17 protein-coding genes are annotated in these 18161 nt (G+C 73.3%); 11 read left to right on the top strand and 6 right to left on the bottom strand.

Annotation, left to right across the window (positions count from 1 at the left end; all coding sequences use genetic code 11):
- A partial coding sequence (locus AB0C69_RS06245; RefSeq protein ID WP_360350471.1) for a sigma-70 family RNA polymerase sigma factor occupies positions 1-1304 on the bottom strand: 1304 nt, incomplete at its 3' end.
- 254 nt (positions 1305-1558) lie between these two features.
- On the opposite strand from AB0C69_RS06245, the gene egtA reads away from it, so the two are divergent.
- The 4 genes from egtA to egtD are packed head-to-tail and all read left to right on the top strand — an operon-like array spanning position 1559 to position 5881.
- Positions 1559-2776, top strand: a complete 1218-nt coding sequence (egtA, locus tag AB0C69_RS06240; RefSeq protein ID WP_360350468.1) for an ergothioneine biosynthesis glutamate--cysteine ligase EgtA — start codon at positions 1559-1561, stop codon at positions 2774-2776.
- The gene (gene egtB / locus AB0C69_RS06235) at positions 2773-4137 is read left to right on the top strand and encodes an ergothioneine biosynthesis protein EgtB (RefSeq protein ID WP_360350465.1); all 1365 of its coding nucleotides are present in this window, start codon (positions 2773-2775) and stop codon (positions 4135-4137) included. Before egtA ends, egtB begins: the two co-directional genes overlap by 4 nt.
- Positions 4138-4872, top strand: a complete 735-nt coding sequence (egtC, locus tag AB0C69_RS06230) for an ergothioneine biosynthesis protein EgtC (protein WP_360350462.1) — start codon at positions 4138-4140, stop codon at positions 4870-4872.
- A gap of 52 nt (positions 4873-4924) precedes the next feature.
- Complete coding sequence (egtD, locus tag AB0C69_RS06225; protein ID WP_345184034.1) at positions 4925-5881, top strand: L-histidine N(alpha)-methyltransferase; 957 nt, start codon at positions 4925-4927, stop codon at positions 5879-5881.
- Between the two features lie 15 nt (positions 5882-5896).
- Here egtD and AB0C69_RS06220 read toward each other — a convergent pair whose 3' ends face one another.
- Positions 5897-6676 (bottom strand): SGNH/GDSL hydrolase family protein, encoded by a 780-nt coding sequence (locus AB0C69_RS06220; RefSeq protein ID WP_360350458.1) that lies wholly within the window; start codon positions 6674-6676, stop codon positions 5897-5899.
- Between the two features lie 187 nt (positions 6677-6863).
- On the opposite strand from AB0C69_RS06220, the gene AB0C69_RS06215 reads away from it, so the two are divergent.
- Entirely contained in the window at positions 6864-8015 is a 1152-nt protein-coding gene (locus AB0C69_RS06215; protein ID WP_360350455.1) for an acyltransferase, read from the top strand.
- Positions 7930-9147 (top strand): hypothetical protein, encoded by a 1218-nt coding sequence (locus tag AB0C69_RS06210; protein WP_360350452.1) that lies wholly within the window; start codon positions 7930-7932, stop codon positions 9145-9147. The genes AB0C69_RS06215 and AB0C69_RS06210 overlap by 86 nt, the downstream gene beginning before the upstream one ends.
- Positions 9148-9245: 98 nt before the next feature.
- Here the strand turns inward: AB0C69_RS06210 and AB0C69_RS06205 are convergent, their stop codons facing one another.
- A complete protein-coding gene (locus AB0C69_RS06205) occupies positions 9246-9770 on the bottom strand; it encodes a cysteine dioxygenase family protein (protein WP_345184042.1) in 525 nt (174 codons plus the stop codon).
- Positions 9771-9952: 182 nt separating this feature from the next.
- Between AB0C69_RS06205 and AB0C69_RS06200 the strand changes: the two genes are divergently transcribed.
- The gene (locus tag AB0C69_RS06200; protein WP_345184045.1) at positions 9953-10963 is read left to right on the top strand and encodes a LacI family DNA-binding transcriptional regulator; all 1011 of its coding nucleotides are present in this window, start codon (positions 9953-9955) and stop codon (positions 10961-10963) included.
- 3 nt (positions 10964-10966) lie between these two features.
- On the opposite strand, the gene AB0C69_RS06195 is transcribed toward AB0C69_RS06200, so the two are convergent.
- Positions 10967-12187, bottom strand: a complete 1221-nt coding sequence (locus AB0C69_RS06195; RefSeq protein ID WP_360350474.1) for an aromatic amino acid ammonia-lyase — start codon at positions 12185-12187, stop codon at positions 10967-10969.
- 407 nt (positions 12188-12594) lie between these two features.
- Here AB0C69_RS06195 and AB0C69_RS06190 point away from each other — a divergent pair, with 407 nt between their 5' ends.
- Genes AB0C69_RS06190 through AB0C69_RS06175 form a run of 4 tightly spaced genes read left to right on the top strand, consistent with a single transcriptional unit; the run spans position 12595 to position 16027 of the window.
- Positions 12595-13755 carry an ATP-binding cassette domain-containing protein gene (locus tag AB0C69_RS06190; RefSeq protein ID WP_360350447.1) on the top strand — a complete coding sequence of 387 codons (1161 nt, stop codon included), beginning with the start codon at positions 12595-12597 and terminating at the stop codon, positions 13753-13755.
- Positions 13755-14402: an ABC transporter permease gene (locus tag AB0C69_RS06185; protein WP_360350444.1), complete on the top strand. Its 648-nt coding sequence runs from the start codon at positions 13755-13757 to the stop codon at positions 14400-14402. The genes AB0C69_RS06190 and AB0C69_RS06185 overlap by 1 nt, the downstream gene beginning before the upstream one ends.
- Positions 14399-15085: an ABC transporter permease subunit gene (locus AB0C69_RS06180; protein WP_345184053.1), complete on the top strand. Its 687-nt coding sequence runs from the start codon at positions 14399-14401 to the stop codon at positions 15083-15085. Before AB0C69_RS06185 ends, AB0C69_RS06180 begins: the two co-directional genes overlap by 4 nt.
- 18 nt (positions 15086-15103) lie before the next feature.
- On the top strand, positions 15104-16027 hold the full coding sequence (locus tag AB0C69_RS06175; RefSeq protein WP_360350441.1) for an ABC transporter substrate-binding protein: 924 nt from the start codon (positions 15104-15106) through the stop codon (positions 16025-16027).
- Between the two features lie 138 nt (positions 16028-16165).
- On the opposite strand, the gene AB0C69_RS06170 is transcribed toward AB0C69_RS06175, so the two are convergent.
- Positions 16166-17350, bottom strand: coding sequence for a cytochrome P450 (locus AB0C69_RS06170; RefSeq protein ID WP_360350438.1), 1185 nt, complete (start codon positions 17348-17350; stop codon positions 16166-16168).
- Positions 17350-18159, bottom strand: a complete 810-nt coding sequence (locus AB0C69_RS06165; RefSeq protein WP_345184060.1) for an SAM-dependent methyltransferase — start codon at positions 18157-18159, stop codon at positions 17350-17352. The genes AB0C69_RS06170 and AB0C69_RS06165 overlap by 1 nt, the downstream gene beginning before the upstream one ends.
- Between the last annotated feature and the right edge of the window lie 2 nt (positions 18160-18161).

Below are 18161 nucleotides of genomic sequence, written 5' to 3'. Positions count from 1 at the left end.
GCGCGGACGGCCGGTTCAGCCCGCTGCCGCGGCCCGCGCTGATGCCGTGCGGGGTGAACTCGGGGCTGCGGAGCCGGGTTCGAGGTCGGGCTCGGGGACGGGGTCCCCGGGTCCGGCGGCGGGTCGGACGGCGTGTCCGGCGGCGTCGTCGGGTCCGTGGAGCCGTCGTCCGGCGGGGTCGTCGGGTCGGACGGGGTGTCCGGGGGAGTGGTCGGCGTCGCGTCGTCCGGGGGCGTGGACGGCTTCTCCGGCTTCGCGGGGGTGCCGGACGCCGGGGGCTTCTCGCGTGCGGGCTCCTTCGACGGCGACGTCGCGGGCGGCGCCGGCGCCGGGGGCGTCGCACCGCCGGCCGGGGACCCGCCCGCCTGCTGCGGGGGCGAGCCGTACGCGCTGGTCACCGGGTTCCGCGACGCGCCGCCGTCCGCGCGCTCGGAGCCGGTCAGGCCGGGCGCCGGGTCCTGCGGGACGCCGCGGCTGGACGTGGACGCCGGATGCGTCTGCCCGCTGCTCGCCGTCGGCGTGAGCGAGGCGGCGCTGCCGCCCTTGGCGGCGGGCCAGGACACCAGCAGCCCGATGACGGCGGCGGCGGACGCGGCGACGCCCGCGACCGCGCCGAGGCCCCTGGAGGCGAAGCCGGAGGCCCCGCGCCTGCGGCGGTCCGCCCGCTCCGGGCCGATCACGACGAGCGGGCTCGGCGAGACGACGCTCGGCAGCGGCCGGGCGGCCTCCTCCTCGCAGGCCGCGAGGACCTGGTCGCGCAGCCAGCCGGGCGCGTGCGCGGGGGCCCGCCGGGCGAGCAGCCGCGGCAGCCGTCCCTTCTCGAACGCGGAGATGAGGTCGAGCCGCGCCTCGGTGGCGCCGCGCATCAGGATGTCGAGGACGGCCCGCTCCAGCCGCGTCCGCGCCGCGTTGAGCAGCTGCGCGACGGTGTCCGGAGCGAGGCCGAGCACGCGGGCGATGTCGTGCGGTTCGAGCCACTCGCCCGCCCACAGCAGCAGGACCTCGCGGTGGTCGGAGCGCAGGCTCCCGGCGGCGCGCAGCAGCGGGTCGGGGTCGGCGAACAGCGGACCGCGCGCGCCGGTGCCGACGGCCGGCTCGCCGGCGAACGCGCCGCGCTCGGCGCACGCCGTCCGGGAGAGCGAGTAGAGCCAGAGCACGCTGTCGCCGCGCGGCGGCTGGTGCACGGCCGCGCTGAAGGTGTCGCCCACGGCCGCCGCCGCGAGCTGGTCGCCGACGAGCGACCAGCAGTAGGCGTACAGGCGGTCGGCGTGCGCGTCGTAGAGCGAGCCCAGGTCTCCGCCCATGTGACCCCCCGTCTCCGTCCGGTTTCACTTCCGGCAAAACGTGCATATCGCTGGCCAGGGGACTCTAGCGGCTCCGGTCGACCCCTGAGAAGCCAGGGATCAGACAAAGCGTCGAATAGCACGGAAGGTAGCAGTGAGTGCTGCGGACGGTGACGTTCACGGAGATTTAAGAAACTTCCCGAAAAACCGCTGATTCCTGATCCGGTTCAGCAGGGAAGGTTCGAACTCGTTATCGATGACCCGAGGAGTCAATGGTGACCCGGCTCACAGTGGACGACGTCTACCAGCACATTCGCGGAGTCTGCTTCAAGACCGGCCCGCCCGGGACGGTCGGCGCGGAGACCGAGTGGCTCGTGGTCGACGCGGGCGACCCGGCCGCCCACGTGCCCGCCGAGCGGGTGCGGGCCCTCGTGGCCGGGGCGGGCCCGCCGGCCGGCGGGAGCAAGGTGACCTACGAGCCGGGCGGCCAGCTCGAACTCAGCTCCGCCCCGTTCGGGACGCTGGGCGACCTGACCGCCGCCCTCGGCCGGGACGTCGCCCACGTGCGGGACGCGCTCGCACCGGAGGGGCTCGCGCTCGCCGGGCACGGCGTCGATCCCGTCCGCGCGCCCCGGTTCCAGGCCGACCACCCCCGGTACGCGTGCATGCGGGACTACTTCTGCGCGAGCGGATTCCATGACGCGGGGCTGGCGATGATGTGCTCGACCGCGTCGGTCCAGGTGAACCTGGACATCGGCGCCGACGACGCGGACGCGGCCCGCCGCTGGCGGCTCGTGCACGCGCTCGGGCCGGTGCTGGTCGCCGCGTTCGCCAACTCGCCGCTGCGGGCCGGCCGCCGCACCGGGATGCGCTCGTCCCGGCAGGGCATCTGGACCGAGCTCGACCCGTGCCGCACGCTGCCGGTGCTGCGGGACGGGGCGGACGGCGACCCCGCCGAGGCGTGGACGCGGTACGCGCTCGACGCCCAGGTCATGCTCGTCCACACCCCGGACGACGAATGGGTGCCCGCCCCCGGGATGTCCTTCCTGGAGTGGCTGGCCAAGGGGGAGCCCGGCGAGGACGACCTCGCCTACCACCTGTCCACGCTGTTCCCGCCGGTCCGTCCGCGCGGCTGGCTGGAGCTCCGCATGATCGACGCGCTGCCCGGCCCGTACTGGCCGGTGCCCGTCGCCGTCGCCACCGCCCTGCTGGACGACCCCGCCGCCTCCCGCGCCGCCGAGGCCGCGGTCGAACCGGTGGCGCACCGGTGGGCGGCGGCGGCCCGCGACGGCCTGTCGGACCCCGCCCTGGCCAGGGCCGCGCGAGCCTGCTTCGCGTCGGCGCTGGACGCGCTCGCGCGGCTCGGCGCGCCCGGCCTCGTCCCCCTGGTCGAGGAGTACGCCCACCGGTACGTCCTGCGGGGCCGCAGTCCCGCCGACGACCGGCCCGCCGCGTCCCCGACACGTCCGATTCCGATGGAGGATCCGACATGAGCTCGCCTGGCCCGTCCGCAGACGAGGCCGCCCTGAAGGAACTGATCGCCGACGAGCTCGGCGCCGTGCGCGACCGCAGCCTGCGCCTCACCACCGAGGTCCTCGACGAGGACGGTCTCACCGCGCAGGTGTCGCCGCTGATGTCGCCGCTCGTGTGGGACCTCGCGCACGTCGGCAACTACGAGGAGCTGTGGCTGCTGCGCGCGGCCGCCGGGCAGGAGGCGATGCGCCCCGAGATCGACGATGTGTACGACGCGTTCGAGCATCCGCGGGCGGAGCGGCCGACGCTGCCGCTCCTGAAGCCGGAGGAGGCCCGGTCCTACCTCGGCGCGGTCCGCTCCAAGGTGCTCGACTCGCTGGCGTCGGTGCGCTTCGACACCCCGGATCCGCTGACGTCGGGCGGGTTCGTGTACGGGATGGTCGTCCAGCACGAGCACATGCACGACGAGACCATGCTGGCCACCCACCAGCTGCGCCGCGGTGCCCCCGCCCTCCTCGACCCCAAGGCGGAACCGCTCCAGGTGCCCGGCGAGGCGTCCGGCGCCGTGGAAGCGCTCATCGAGGCGGGCCCGTTCCAGATGGGGACGTCGGACGAACCATGGGCGTACGACAACGAACGCCCCGTCCACCTCGTCGACCTGCCCGCGTACTACATCGACGTGGAACCGGTCACCAACGCGGCCTACATCGCGTTCATCGAGGCCGGTGGCTACGACGACCCGCGCTGGTGGGACCCGGCCGGATGGGAGTGGCGCAACAGCAGCGGCAAGCGCGCCCCGGCCTTCTGGGAGCGTGAAGGGGGGCAGTGGTCGCGCCGCCGGTTCGGGCGGTCGGAACCCGTCCCGCCCGGCGAACCCGTCCAGCACGTGTGCTGGTACGAGGCGGACGCGTACGCGCGGTGGGCCGGGAAGCGGCTGCCGACCGAGGCCGAGTGGGAGAAGGCCGCCCGCTGGGACCCCGCGGCAGGACGGTCACGCCGCTACCCGTGGGGCGACGTCTACGAAGAGGGCCGCGCCAACCTCGGGCAGCGGGCGCTCCGTCCGTCCGAGACCGGCTCCTACGCGGCCGGTGCGTCGGCGTACGGGGTGCGGCGCCTCCTGGGGGACGTGTGGGAGTGGACGTCGTCGGACTTCCACGGGTACCCCGGCTTCCGCTCGTTCCCGTACAAGGAGTACTCGGAGGTCTTCTTCGGACCCGACTACAAGGTGCTGAGGGGCGGGTCCTGGGCGACGCACCCGCTCGCCATACGCGGCTCGTTCCGCAACTGGGACTACCCCATCCGCCGGCAGATCTTCTCCGGGTTCCGCTGCGCCCGGTCGGCGGGGCCGGCCACGGAGCCGATGACGGGGGTGGCCCGCTAGATGTGCCGCCATCTCGGTTACCTGGGGCCCGAGCGGACGCTGCACTCCCTCATCTACGAGGGGGAGCACTCGCTGGAGACCCAGTCGTACGCGCCGCGCATGACGCAGGGCGCCCTCCTCAACGCCGACGGGTACGGCGTCGGCTGGTACCAGGACGGCGAGGCCGTCCGCTTCCGCCGCGCCCAGCCCATCTGGACCGACCAGTCGTTCCGCGAGGTCGCCGGGGCCGTGCGGGCGTCGTGCGCGGTCGCGGCGCTGCGGTCGGCGACCGTCGGGTTCCCCGTGGACGAGTCGTGCGCCCAGCCGTTCCGCGCGGGGCCGTGGCTGTTCAGCCACAACGGGAAGATCGAGGGCTACGGCGGCGTCGAGTCCAAGCTGCGGGAACTGGCCGGGGACATCGCCGAGGTCCCCGACGCCCGCGCCCCGGTCGACTCCGCGCCGCTGTTCGCCCTCGCCGTCCGGAACTGGCGGGAGGGCGCGGCGCTCGGCGAGGGCCTCGCCGCCGTCGTCGCCGCGATCACCGCGCTGGCCCCCGGCCGCTACAACCTCCTCGCCTCGGACGGGACGTCCCTGGCCGCCACGACCTGGGGCGACTCGCTGTTCGTCCGCGAGGGCGGGGAAGCGATCCAGATCGTGTCCGAGCCGCTGGACGGCGACCCCGCGTGGCGCCGCGTCCCCGACGGTTCGCTCGTCACCGCCGGGCTCGCCGCCGGCGTCCGCATCTCCCGGCTCTGAGACCGCCCGACCCCGAAGCACGGCCCGATCCGAAGCACCGAAGGAGAACCACGTGGACCGGTTCCTGACCGCAGACGACCTCGCCAAGACGCTCCGCCAGGACGTCCGGGACGGGCTCTCCGGCACGCCCAAGACCCTGCCGCCCAAGTGGTTCTACGACGAGCGGGGCAGCGCGCTCTTCGAGGAGATCACGCGGCTGGAGGAGTACTACCCGACCCGGCGCGAGCGGGAGATCCTCACCGCCCGGGCGCCCGCCATCGCCGCCGCCACCGGCGCCCGGACGCTGCTGGAGCTCGGCGCGGGCTCGGGGGAGAAGACCCGGCTGCTGCTGGACGCGCTGGCCGGCACGCTGCGCACCTACGTGCCGGTGGACGTCAGCGGCGACTTCCTGGAGCAGGCCGCGGCCGGGATCGCCGCCGACCACCCCGGCCTGGCCGTCCGGGCCGTCGCCGCCGACTACGAGCAGCACCTGCACCTGCTGCCCGGCGGCGAGCGGCGCCTGGTCGCCTTCCTCGGCGGGACGATCGGCAACATGCCGCCCGCCGAGCGCATCGGGTTCCTCGGCGGCCTGCGCGCCACCATGGACGAGGGCGACTTCCTCCTCCTCGGCGCCGACCTCGTCAAGGACCCCGAGCGGCTCGTGCGCGCCTACGACGACGCGGCGGGCGTCACCGCCGAGTTCAACCGCAACGTCCTGTCGGTCGTCAACCGGGAGCTCGACGCCGACTTCGACACCGCCGCGTACCGGCACGTCGCGGTGTGGAACGCGGCCGAGGAGCAGATCGAGATGCGGCTGCGGTCGCTGCGCGCCCAGGACGTCCGCGTCGGCGGCCTCGACCTCGACGTGTCGTTCGCCGAGGGGGAGGAGATGCGCACCGAGATCTCCGCCAAGTTCCGGCGGGAGCGGCTGGAGGCGGAGCTCGGCGCCGCCGGGTTGGAGCTCGCCGAGTTCTGGACCGACGAGGCGGGCGACTTCTCCCTCACCCTCGCGCGGCCCGCGCCGCGCTGACGGTCCCGCCGGCGCTCAGCCCTTGCGGGCGGGGTGGTCGAGGCCCATCCGCTTCAGGTCCGCCGCCAGGCGGGTCGCCACGTACAGGTGGCCCGCCGGCGTCGGATGGGTGCGGTCCCGCTTGATGAGGCGCGGCGCGTTGCCCTGGCCGGTCAGCAGGTCGCCGGTGATCCAGCCCTCGCCGATCGGGTCGACGAACGGGACGCCGAGCTGCCGGGCGAGGTTCTTCAGCGCGTCCCGGACGGCGAGCGCGCCGGGCAGCGGCGTCCCCGTCCCCCAGAGCGGGCCGACCAGCACCAGGCGGGTGCCGGGCCAGCGCTGCCGGGCGCGCTCCAGCAGCACGTGCGCCGCCGCCGCGACCTGCGGCGGGGGGATCCGCCAGTCGTTGTGGCCGCCGGACACGATCAGCATGTCGGGCGCCGGGCGCCAGCCGAGCTGGCTCTCGTACAGGCCGAGGAACGCGTGCGGGCCGCGGCCCTTCTGGACGAAGCCCGTCCCGGACCGGCCGCCGACGACGACCTGCCAGCCGAGCAGCCGCGCGGTCGCGGAGGCGTAGGTCGACTCCGGCTCGACGCCGCGGTCGCCGACGGTGTAGCTGTCGCCGAGGAACATCACCACGGGCGGGACCCTGCGCGCCCCGTCCTTCGGGCCGTCCGCCGCGGCCGGCTTGTGCACCGAGCCCGCGAGCAGGGAACACCCCGCGAGCAGGGAACTTCCGGCGAGCGACACGACCGCCGCCAGGCACAGGCACAGCATCCGGGTCGCCGCGCCGCGTCGGGCGCGGCGAGATGTCATGGAGGACCACCAATGAGATCGGGGGACGCCTCCGCATCTTACTGACCTCGCGCCTCCCACGCGCGCACTCCGCGACCATCCCGTCACCACGGCACGGCCGCGGGGCGCGGCGAATCGCGTCCTTCCCTACATCCGCCGTTCACCCGGCGGATCGGGCCGGGCCACCTGGCGGCGGGAGGGTTCCGCGGTGACTCGACGGGAACGGCTGCGCGAACTCGACCTCCTGCGCTTCGCGGCCGCGCTGGCGGTGGTGCTGTACCACTTCACGGGATTCGGCGGCGCCGGGGCGTGGCCCGCGCCCTCGCAGGACGTCTTCCCCGAGATCGCGCCGGTCACCCGGTTCGGGTACCTCGGCGTCGACCTGTTCTTCGTCATCAGCGGGTTCGTGATCCTCATGAGCGCGTGGGGACGCGGCCCGGGGGAGTTCGGGATCTCGCGGCTCGTGCGGCTGATGCCCGCGTACTGGGTGAGCGTGCTGCTGGGCGCCGCCGTCTACGCGGTGTTCCGGATGGGGCACGGCGTCCCCGGGCTGATCGTCCCGAACCTGACGATGCTGCAGGGCGGGCTCGGCCTGCGGAACGTGGACGCCGTCTACTGGACCCTCTGGGTCGAACTCCACTTCTACGTGCTCGCCGCCGTCCTCGCGGGGATCGGGATCACCTACCGCTCGTGCCTGGTCTTCATGGCGGCCTGGATGCTCGGCGGCGTCTTCGCCGACGAGGCGGACAGCAGGATCCTCCAGGTGATGCTGGTGCCGACCTGGAGCTGCTACTTCATCGCGGGCATGGCGCTGTACATGATCCACCGGTTCGGCCCGACGCTGCTGCTCTGGGGGTACGTGGCCGCGTCCTACCTGATCGCGCTGCGCTGGGGCGCCTGGCGCGCGGAGAACGTGTTCAGGGGCGCGGACGAGACCGTGGTCAGCGCCGTGATCACGGGCATCTTCGCGGTGATGATCCTCGTCGCCACCGGCCGGCTGAGCCGGCTGCGATGGCGGGGCCTGACCGTGCTCGGGGCGCTCACCTACCCCCTCTACCTCGTCCACTCCCAGCTCGCGCTTCCCCTGCTGGACGCGGTGTATCCGGGGCTCGACCGCTGGACGGCGCTGGCGGTGGTCATCGGGGGCTCGCTGCTGGCCGCCTACGCCGTGCACCGCCTGGTGGAACGCCCCGGCGCGGCGTGGATGCGGGCCCGGCTCACGGCGTCGCTGCGGCCCATGCGGCCGCCCGAGGAAACGTCTACGTTCGTCGCTCGTGGCGATCGGGGTGGACGGGGCGGTGCTGACCGCGACGGCGGCGAGCCTCGCGAGCGCGCCCCGGTGGACGCGGCGCGCAGGTGACCCTCCGTCCGGGGCGGGGCGGCGCTGGGCCCGTCCGGAGGCGCTTCTCGGCCTCGTCGTGGGGCTCGTCTACCTGAACCAAGTGCTCTTCACCGTGTACGTGCTGCGGGTTCACGGCGGAGACGCCTCGTTCGTCGCGAAGTATCTGCCCGAGGGATGGTTCGCGCTTGAGGACGGACCGGCCGTGCGCGGCCTGGCGGAACGCTTCCCTGCGCCGGAGTTGCTGGCCCCGTCCGTCCTGCGCGTGCAGGCGTTCCTCGAACTGCCGCTGGTCCTGCTCGCGTATGTGACGGTGCTGCGGTGGCTGGACCGCGGCCTGTACCGGCGCCTGGCGCACTCGTGGCTCGTGTGGGCCGCATCGCTCTCTTACACGCTCGTCTTCTGCGTGGTCGAGTGGGATCTGCACAACCCCTACACGGCGGACGACATCCTGATCCGAGCCTGTTCGGCTGTGGTGACGCCTTTGCTGCTGCGCTGGCTGGCCGCGCAGGAGGACTCCGGTGCGGACGAGCCGTCGTTCCCACAGATGCTCCTGTTCGCCGGATCCGTGTGGGCGCTGGGGCAGGTGGTGCTGACCGTGTATGACACGGCCCTCCTGTACAACCTGGGTCATCTGAGCGGACGCCTGCCAGGTGCGGCCGTCGCCGTTTGCGTCATCGCGGGGGCACGCTGGGCTTCACGACGTCTGAGACCAGGTGAGATGGGTGTCGCCCTGGCGTCGGTAATCAGCGGACTGCGGTGGGGGTTGCTTCTCTTCTTCGTCCCGGCGCTCGCCATCCGCTACGGAGTGAACTTCGGCACACCGCTCCTGGCGGCGACGGCCGGGCTTCTCGTCGGCGTGACGGCCGCCGCGTGCGCTCTGCGAAACGTGCTGTCCGGTGTCGGAACGGCCGGGATCGCGCTTTGGACCGTCCAGGTGGCGGTGGCGCTTCTCACCGGAGCCGCGGTCGGCTACGCCACCGTCCGCCTGGTCACGGACACCTACTACGAGGCCGGCCTGCTGAGGGGCGCAGCCTCCTGTTTCGTCGCCGTCATCGTGGTCTGCGCGCTGAGCGACCGATATTTCGGACGGCGGTGTGACACTTTCGGGACCGCCCGCGCTGGGAGAGATATGGGCGTCCGGCCGGGGTGAGCGGGCTTCGACCGGACGTTCCGCCTCTGGCGGGCCCGTCACCCCCGGACGGGTCCGCCAGGGCCCCTCAGACTGGCTCGCAGACCCGTTAGGCCAGGTCAGGCGGCCTCGTCCGACGGCTGGAGTTCCTCGGTGTAGCTGACCGGCGTCCGGCGCATCACGCCCGACTCGTCGATGGAGTACTGGCCGAGCCGCCACAGCGGCGGCGAGTAGGCGTGGATCGAGACGCTGGCGTCCTCCACCCCCGTGAGCCGGTGGATGTGCTCGGGGCCGAAGCAGAAGGACGCGCCCTCGCGCATGACGGTCCGCAGGGGCTCGCCGCCGATGCGCGGGTTGTTCTCCTCGATGGCCCCGGCGACGACGCGGACGGCTCCCGAGGAGACGTCGTGGTCGTGCCAGCCGGTGTCGTTCTCGGGCGTCCAGCACAGCAGCCAGACGTCGACGTGCTCGTCCCGGTGCAGGGAGACGTAGTGGCGGCGGCCCTCGGGGAACGCGACATGGGGACGCCACAGGCCGGGCCGCTCGGCCAGGTCGTCGACCAGTTCCCGCAGTTCCCGCTTGTCGAGGGGGCGGCCGGGCAGGCGCTCCAGGCCGCTGGGGCGGGGCAGGACCTCGGAAGACACGGGGTTCGCTCCTCTCCGAAACCGTGGGTGGAGACGGTCCGTTACGCCCGGGACACCGCGCGAAGCGCCAGGCCAGGACTTCTGAACCGCATCAGTTAACCGTTTCAGTGAACCGCTTCAGTGACGCTCCCGTCAAGCGCGGATGCCGTGCTCTGTCGGTGGCGGCCTCTACGCTTGGAGGGATGTCGGAAAAGCGCAAGCGCGCGACCATCCGGGAAGTGGCGCAGGCGACGGGGCTGTCGCCCGCGGCCGTGTCCTACGCGCTGCGCGGCATCCAGACCTCCGAGGAGACGCAGGAGCGCGTCCGCGCCGCCGCCCGCGAGCTCGGCTACGAGGCCCATCCGATCGCGCGTGCGCTGGCCAGCGGGCGCACCGACCAGGTCGGCCTGCTGTGCGGCTCGCTGGAGGACTACTGGCAGCAGTCCCTCGCGGTCGGCATCGGGCGGGCGCTGCTCGCCCGCGGCCGCTACGCCCTCATCGTGGACGCCGGCGGCGACCCCGAGCGCGAGCTGGCCCTCGCCAGGCGGCTGCGCGACCAGCGGGTGGACGGCCTGATCGTCCAGCCGCTCGACCCGTCCGCCGCGCTGTGGTCGGAGCTGGCGGCCGCGATCCCCGTCGTGTCCATCGGCGACGCCCTGCACGGCGGCCAGGCGCAGGGCGAGGTCGTCTTCGACAACCGGCGGGGCGTCACGCTCGCGCTGGAGCACCTGCGGGCGCTCGGGCACGAGCGCCTCACCGTGTTCACCCCCACGCTCGCCAGCACGCCGGACCGCCCGGCCGACGTGTACGTCAACGCCGAGGCCGAGCGGCTCGGCCTGTCGGTGGACGTCGTGGTCGTGCCGCAGTCGCTCGCCGAGTCCACCGAGGTCGCGCTGCGGGTGCTCGGCGGCCCCGGCCGCCCCTCGGCCGTCTTCTGCTTCGCCGACTCCATCGCCTACGGCGTCTACGCCGCCACCCGCGAGCTGGGCCTGGAGGTCCCCGGCGACGTCGCCGTCTGCGGCTACGACAACCATCCGATGTCGGCGCTGCTGTCCCCGCCGCTCACCAGCGTCGAGTGGGACGTCGAGGGCATCGTCCACTCCGCCGTCCGGCTCGTCGTGGACGTCATCGACGGCAAGCCGCGCAAGCGCCGCGTCGTCCGCGAGCCGTCGCTGCGCGTCCGAGCCTCGACCGGCGAGACCGCGGCGGGCTGAGGGTCAGGGGTGGAGCCGGGCCAGGTGCGGCAGCAGGTCCGCGGCGGCGGCGATGTCGGTGTCCAGCGGCCGGTCCTCGATCCGCGGGTCGAGGACGGCGCCCGCCATGTCCCACGCCGAGCGCAGCGGCCCGCCGGAGGGCGCCCGCCCCTGCATCCGCAGCGCGCGGACGGCGGCCACCAGCTCGCAGCCGAGCCCGAGGCGGTAGGCGGCGACGGCGTCGGTGCTCGCGCGCGCCGACTGCGTCGAGAAGCCGGCGTGCTCCTCGACGCCGCGCGACAGCACCGCGCTGCCGAGCGCCGCGGGGGTGGCGAGGCGCCGCACGTCGGCCAGGCAGGAGTGCGCCACGTACTCCAGGATCATGATCCCGGAGGACGCCTCCGTCTCGCCCTGGAAGGGGTAGAGCCCGGTGAAGGACGGCTCGGCGAGCGTGCCGAGGCGGGCGGCGGCCAGCGCCATCGTCTGGAACAGGGCGGCGCGGGCGGTGTCCAGGGCGAGCCCGACGTAGGCGGTGTGGAAGTTGCCGTTGTGCCAGACCGTCCGCCCGGGGACGTCCACCAGCGGGTTCTCCGCGGCGGCGTTGATCTCCCGGGTGACGACCTCCTCGGCGTAGGCGGCCGCCTCCAGCGCGGGGCCGTGCACCTGCGGGAACGCGCGGTAGCCGTACGGGTCCTGGATGCGCATCGGCGCCGGCCGGTCGAAGGCGAGCAGCGCGCGCATCGCCGCCGCGGCCCGCTGCTGGCCCGGATGCGGGCACGCGTCCTGCACCGGCTGCGCGTACGGCTCCTCCGAGCCCCGGACGGCGAAGTGCGACAGCGCCGCCACGACCGTCGAGGCGCGCAGCGCCTTCCGCAGGTCGGCGACCGCGAGCGCCGCCTCGCCGAGCGTGGCGGCGTTGGAGCTGATGAACGCCAGCGCGTCGGCGGAGCGCAGCCGGTATCCGGGGCCGCGCTCCTGGCCGCCGTCCGGGCCCGGCAGCCACGGCCGCTCGCCGAGCAGGCAGAGCGCGGTCGAGGCCAGCGCCGTCAGGTCGCCCGTGCCGATCGCCCCGTAGACGGGCACCGGCGGGAGCAGCCCGAGGTTGAGCACGTCCGCCAGGGCCTGCAGCGCGCCCGGCTCCACGCCCGAGCCGCCCGCCGCGATCTGGTTCAGCCGGACGGTCAGCATCGCCCGGACGATCTCCGGGGCGATCAGCGGCCCGGCCCCGGCCGCGTGGCTGCGCAGCAGCCGCAGGCCGTGGGCGTCGGAGTCCTCCCCACTCGACGTCCACGACGCGGTTGGCGCCGACCCCCGTCGTCCGCCCGTAGACCGGCTGCGTCTCGGTGACCTCGCGGGCGACCCGCCAGGCGTCGCGCGCCCGCCGCACGCCGGCCGCGGCTATGGCGACCGTCACATCTTCGCGAGCCGCACGCGCCACCTGAGCGCATGTGAGCGAAGTCCCGTCGATAACGATTCGGCTGTTCTCCACGGCGACACGCTACTTTCCCTGCATTACCGGTAGATATACTTTCATGCTCGACGTTCCGGGCATGCCGGGACACTGAGATGACGGTACCCATTGGTTACGGTTGGCTCGTAATCAGAATTCGATCATCGGCGTCATGCGGGACGCCCGGCGAGGACGTGATTCGTTGATCACCTTTGAGGGCGTCACCAAGCGCTATCCCGGGGGGACCGTCGCACTCGACGACGTGAGCCTCGAATGCCCCGCGGGCCGCATCACCGTGTTCGTCGGCACCTCCGGCGGCGGCAAGACCACCGCGCTGCGGACCATCAACCGGATGGTCGAGCCGACCTCCGGGCGCGTGCTCATCGACGGCGAGGACGTCCGCGAGCGCAAGCCCGCCGAGCTGAGGCGCGGCATCGGCTACGTGATCCAGCACGCCGGGCTGTTCCCGCACCGCACCATCCTCGACAACGTCGCCACCGTCCCGTACCTGCTGTCCTGGAACAAGAAGAAGGCGCGGGCGCGGGCGCTGGAGCTGATGGAGCGGGTCGGGCTCGACCCGGCGATGGGCAAGCGGTACCCGTTCCAGCTGTCGGGCGGCCAGCAGCAGCGCGTCGGCGTCGCGCGGGCCCTCGCCGCCGACCCGCCGATCATGCTGATGGACGAGCCGTTCAGCGCCGTCGACCCCGTCGTGCGCGCCGAGCTGCAGGACGAGTTCCTCCGCCTCCAGGAGGAGCTGCACAAGACGATCGTGTTCGTCACCCACGACATCGACGAGGCCATCAAGCTCGGCGACCGGATCGCGGTCTTCCAGACCGGCGGCCGGCTCGTCCAGATCGACAGCCCCGAGAACCTCCTGGCCCACCCGGCCGACGACTTCGTCGCCGGCTTCATCGGCCAGAACCGCGGCATCCGCACCCTCTCCTTCGCCGAGACGGGCGGCCTGCGGCTGAGCGACGACGCGGTCCGCGCGGCGGGCACGGACGCCGCGGAGGCCGCCGGGACGGAGTGGGTGCTCGTCGTCGACGAGGACCGGCGCCCCCTCGGCTGGGCCCGCCCGGCGCAGGCGACCGGGGCGCTCGGGAAGGCCGAGCTCAGCCCGGTCGGCCCCACCTTCCACGTCGGGGGCGACTCCGTGCGGACCGCGCTGGACGCGGCCGTGCTGTCCCCGTCCGGCCTGGCGGTCGGCGTCGACGAGACCGGCGCGGTCGTCGGGACCGCGAGCGGGACCGACCTGCTCGCCGTCCCCACCCACGGCCGCGGCGCCGCCGGCGCCGCGCGCGAAGAGCGGGCCGCCGAGCCCGCGCCCGATCCCGAGGAGGCCGACGCCGGAGGCGCCGGCTGATGGACATCGACTGGGGCTGGATCGGCGAGCACACCGACACGCTGACCGAGCATGCCCTCATCCACCTGCGGCTCGCGCTGCTGCCGGTGCTGTTCGGCCTGATCATCTCGCTGCCGGTCGGCATGCTGTGCCGCCGCTGGGCGTGGCTCTACCCGCCGGCGCTGACGATCTCGAACGTCTTCTACGCGATCCCGTCGCTCGCGCTGTTCATGGTCTTCATCCAGTACACGGGGCTGACCGCGTCCACGGTCATGATCCCGCTGACCCTGTACAGCCTGTCGGTGCTCGTCCCGAACGTGGTGGACGGCCTGGCGTCGGTGTCCGAGCCCGTCCGGCAGGCGGCCACCGCGATGGGCTTCGGCCCGCTGCGGCGCCTGCTCCAGGTGGAGCTGCCGATCGCCGTGCCCATCGTCATCGCCGGGACGCGCGTCGCCGCCGTCTCCTCCATCAGCCTCGTCGCCGTCGGCCAGCTGATCGGCCAGGGCGGCCTCGGCTACGACATCATCCGCGGCTACCAGCTCCAGTTCCAGACGCAGATCGTGGCCGCCACCGTCCTGATCGTCCTGCTGGCCCTGGTCACCGACGCGATCCTGGTCACCGTCCAACGCCTGCTCACCCCGTGGGCCCGAGCCCGGATGACCTCATGAACGAGCTGTGGAACCAGATCGACCTGTTCTGGACGTGGCTGACCACGTCCTCCCAGTGGCACGGCGGCGACGGCATCCCGCACCGCCTGCTCCAGCACGTGTACTACAGCGGTGTGGCGCTGGTGTGCGCCGCGGTCATCGGCCTCGCGCTCGGCCTGCTCGTCGGGCACACCGGCCGCGGCGGGTTCCTCGCGATCAGCCTGGCGAACATCGCCCGCGCCGTCCCCACCTTCGGCCTGGTGCTGATCGTCGTGGTGATCGAGTACAGCATCACGCCGGTGCTCGTCGCGCTCGTGGCCCTCGCCGTCCCGCCGATCCTGGTCAACACCTTCGAGGGCATCCGCGGCGTCGACGCCGACGCCAAGGACGCGGCCAGCGGGATGGGCATGACCGGCTGGGGCGTACTGTGGCGGGTCGAGCTGCCGATGGCGCTGCCCCTCATCCTGCTGGGGCTGCGCACGTCCGCGATCCAGGTCGTCGCCACCGCGACCATCGCCGCCTACCCCGGCTTCGGCGGCCTCGGCCGCTACATCATCGACGGTCTGGCCCGCAACGACTACCAGCTCGTCGTCGGGGGCACCGTCCTGGTGGTGCTGCTCGCGCTGATCGTCCAGGCGGCCTTCGCGGCGCTGCGCCGCCTCCTCGTCTCACCGGGCCTGCTCGGCTCCGCCCGATCCTCCTGACACCGAAGGAAGAGCACCATGAACAAACTCATCAGGGGCGCGGTCGTCGGCCTCGTGGCCGCCCTGTCGCTGTCCGCCTGCGGGAGCGGCGACTCCGGGGACGACTCGAACCCGCTCTCCGGGGGCGGCGGGAACGGCACCGTCACCGTCGGCGGCGCGAACTTCCCCGAGAGCAACCTGCTCGGCGAGCTGTACGCGCAGGCGCTGGAGGCCAAGGGCGTCAAGGTCACCCGCAAGTTCAACATCGGCGCCCGCGAGATCTACTACGACCAGGTCGTCAAGGGCGGCATCAGCGTGATGCCCGAGTACAACGGCGCCCTGCTCACCACCTCGGTCGACAAGACCAGCACGGCCGCCACCACCGACGAGATCAACGCCGCGCTCAAGGCCAAGCTGCCCGCCGGCGTGGAGATCCTGGACTCGGCGAAGGCCGAGGACAAGGACTCCGTCACCGTCAACCCGCAGACGGCCGCCAAGTACAACCTGAAGTCCATCGCCGACCTCAAGCCGGTCGCGAAGGACCTCATCATCGCCGGGCCCTCGGAGTTCAAAACCCGCCAGCAGGGCCTCGTCGGCCTCAAGAAGACCTACGGCCTCGACTTCAAGAAGTTCCAGCCGTTCGACGCCGGCGCCCAGGCCACCCTGGTGAAGCTGCTCACCGAGAACAAGGTCCAGGCCGCCGACCTGTTCACCACCGACCCGACGATCCAGCAGAACAAGCTCGTCGTCCTGGAGGACCCGGAGAACGTCTTCTCCGCCCAGAACGTCACGCCGCTGGTCAACACCAAGGCGGTGGACGAGAAGGCCAGGGCGGCGCTGAACGGCGTCTCCGCCAAGCTCACCACCCAGGACCTCCTGGACATGATGAAGCGCGTCGCCATCGACAAGGACGACCAGGAGAAGGTCGCCGAGGAGTGGCTGAAGAAGTCCGGCCTCGCCTGACCCCTCCGCAAGACCGCCGACGGCCGAGTCCCGCCCCCGGGGCTCGGCCGTTCGCCGTCCCGGATCGCCGCCTGCGATCGGGACATGCTGCTGGAGCATCGTGGAGAGCGCCCCGTCGTTCCCGAGCCGGGACGGCGTTCAGACGCGCACGGGGAGCGAGACCAGCCCTCGGACGATCGAGCCGGTGCGGTGGTGGCGCAGCTCGTCCGCGGGCACGGCGAGGGCGAGACCGGGAAAGCGGTCCAGCAGGCCGCCGATGGCGATCTGCCCTTCCAGCCGGGCCAGCGGGGCGCCGAGGCAGAAGTGCGGGCCGTGGCCGAAGGGGACGTGCCCCTTGGGGGCGCGGGTCACGTCCAGCCGGTCCGGGTCCTCGAACACGGCGGGGTCCCTGTCGGCGGCGCCGAGCGATACGTGCACCCAGGCGCCCTTGGGGATCGGCGTTCCGGCGATCTCCATGTCCTCCAGGGCGATGCGCTGGCTCGCCCGTTCCACCGGGCCGTCGAACCGCAGCAGCTCCTCGACCGCGGACGGCAGCAGCTCGGGCCGCGCCCGCAGCAGGGCGAGCTGGCCGGGCGCCCGGAGCAGGGCGAGCATCCCGTTGCCGATGAGGTTGACGGTGGTCTCGTGCCCGGCGATGAGCAGCAGCGCGACGGTGCCGAGCAGCTGCGCCTCCGTGAGGGCGGCGTCGCCGTCGCGGGCGGTGATCAGGGCGCTGACCAGGTCGTCCTCGGGCTCGGCCCGCCGCTCGGCGATCACGTCGAGCAGGTAGGCGTTGAACGCCCGGGCCGCCTCGCGGCGGCGCTCGCGGGCCTCGGAGGTCAGCGCCGGCACGGTCAGCACGGCCGTCCACTCGCGGAACCGGGCCCGGTCGCGCGCCGGCACGCCGAGCAGCTCGCAGATGACCTGGATCGGCAGCGGGACGGCGAAGTCCTCGATCAGGTCGGCCTCGCCGCGTTCGGCGACGCCGTCCAGCAGCCGGTCGGCGATCTCCTGGACGCGCGGGCGCAGCCGCTCCACCCGCCGGGCGGTGAACGCCTTGGCCACCAGCCCGCGCATCCGGGTGTGGCCGGGCGGGTCCATCCCGAGCATCGTGCCGCCGAAGAAGAGCTCGGGGTTCACGGGCACGGCGCTGTTCGCGGTGTCCTTGGACAGGCGCGGGTCGCTCAGTGCCGCGCGGCCGTGCTCGTGGTCGACCACGAGGAAGGCGGCGGCGCCGGGGGGGAAGTCGATCGGATGGACGGGCCCCGCCGCCCGCAGCTCGGCGTACACGGCGTAGGGGTCCTCGCTGAAGGCTCGGCCGAACAGCAGATGGGTCGGCAGCATCAGACCACCCTCCCGACGCCGGCGAGGAAGCCCGGCCGCGACATGTCGGGCGGGGACGGCTCGGCGTCCGCCCGCCAGTCGGCCACCTGGACCAGGCCGGGGCCGACCAGTTCGGTGCCCTCGAAGAACGTCATGACCTCGTCGATCCCGCGCGGAATGATGTCGCCCGCCCCCGTCCTGCCGTACGCGCCCCGGACCTGCTCCTCGACCTGCGTGGTGACCTCGCCGCGGTGGCCGTGCGTGATGGCCAGGAAGCTGCCGGGGGCCAGCGGCGCCCGGAGCCGCGCCACGATCTCCGCCGGTCCCGCCTCGTCCGGGACGAAATGAAGGATGGCCAGTAACAGCAGGCCCACCGGCCGGTCGAAGTCGATCCGGGCCTTCACCTCGGGGTCGTCCAGGATGCTCTCCGGCTCGCGTAAGTCGGCCTGGATGACCGTGGTCAGCGGGTTGTCGGCCAGCAGCGCCCGCGCGTGCGCGAGCACGATCGGGTCGTTGTCGACGTAGATGACGGTGGAGCCGGGCGCCGCGCGCTGGGCCACCTGGTGCACGTTCTCCTGCGTCGGGAGCCCGGAGCCGATGTCGAGGAACTGCCGGATGCCGCGGTCGGCCATCATCGTCACGGCCCGCGACAGCAGGCCGCGGTTGGCGCGGGTGAACTCCAGCACGTTCGGCATCGCGGCCACCACCTGGTCGGCGGCCTCGCGGTCCGCCGCGAAGTTGTCCTTGCCGCCGAGGTAGTAGTCGTACATCCGGGCCACGCTGGGCGTCTCGGGATCGACCGGCCACTCGGGGCGGTGCTCACCATTCACGG

Source organism: Actinomadura sp. NPDC048032, assembly GCF_040653175.1.
Classification (GTDB): Bacteria; Actinomycetota; Actinomycetes; order Streptosporangiales; family Streptosporangiaceae; genus Spirillospora; species Spirillospora verrucosospora.
This window is presented reverse-complemented; position numbering and strand designations above follow the sequence as displayed.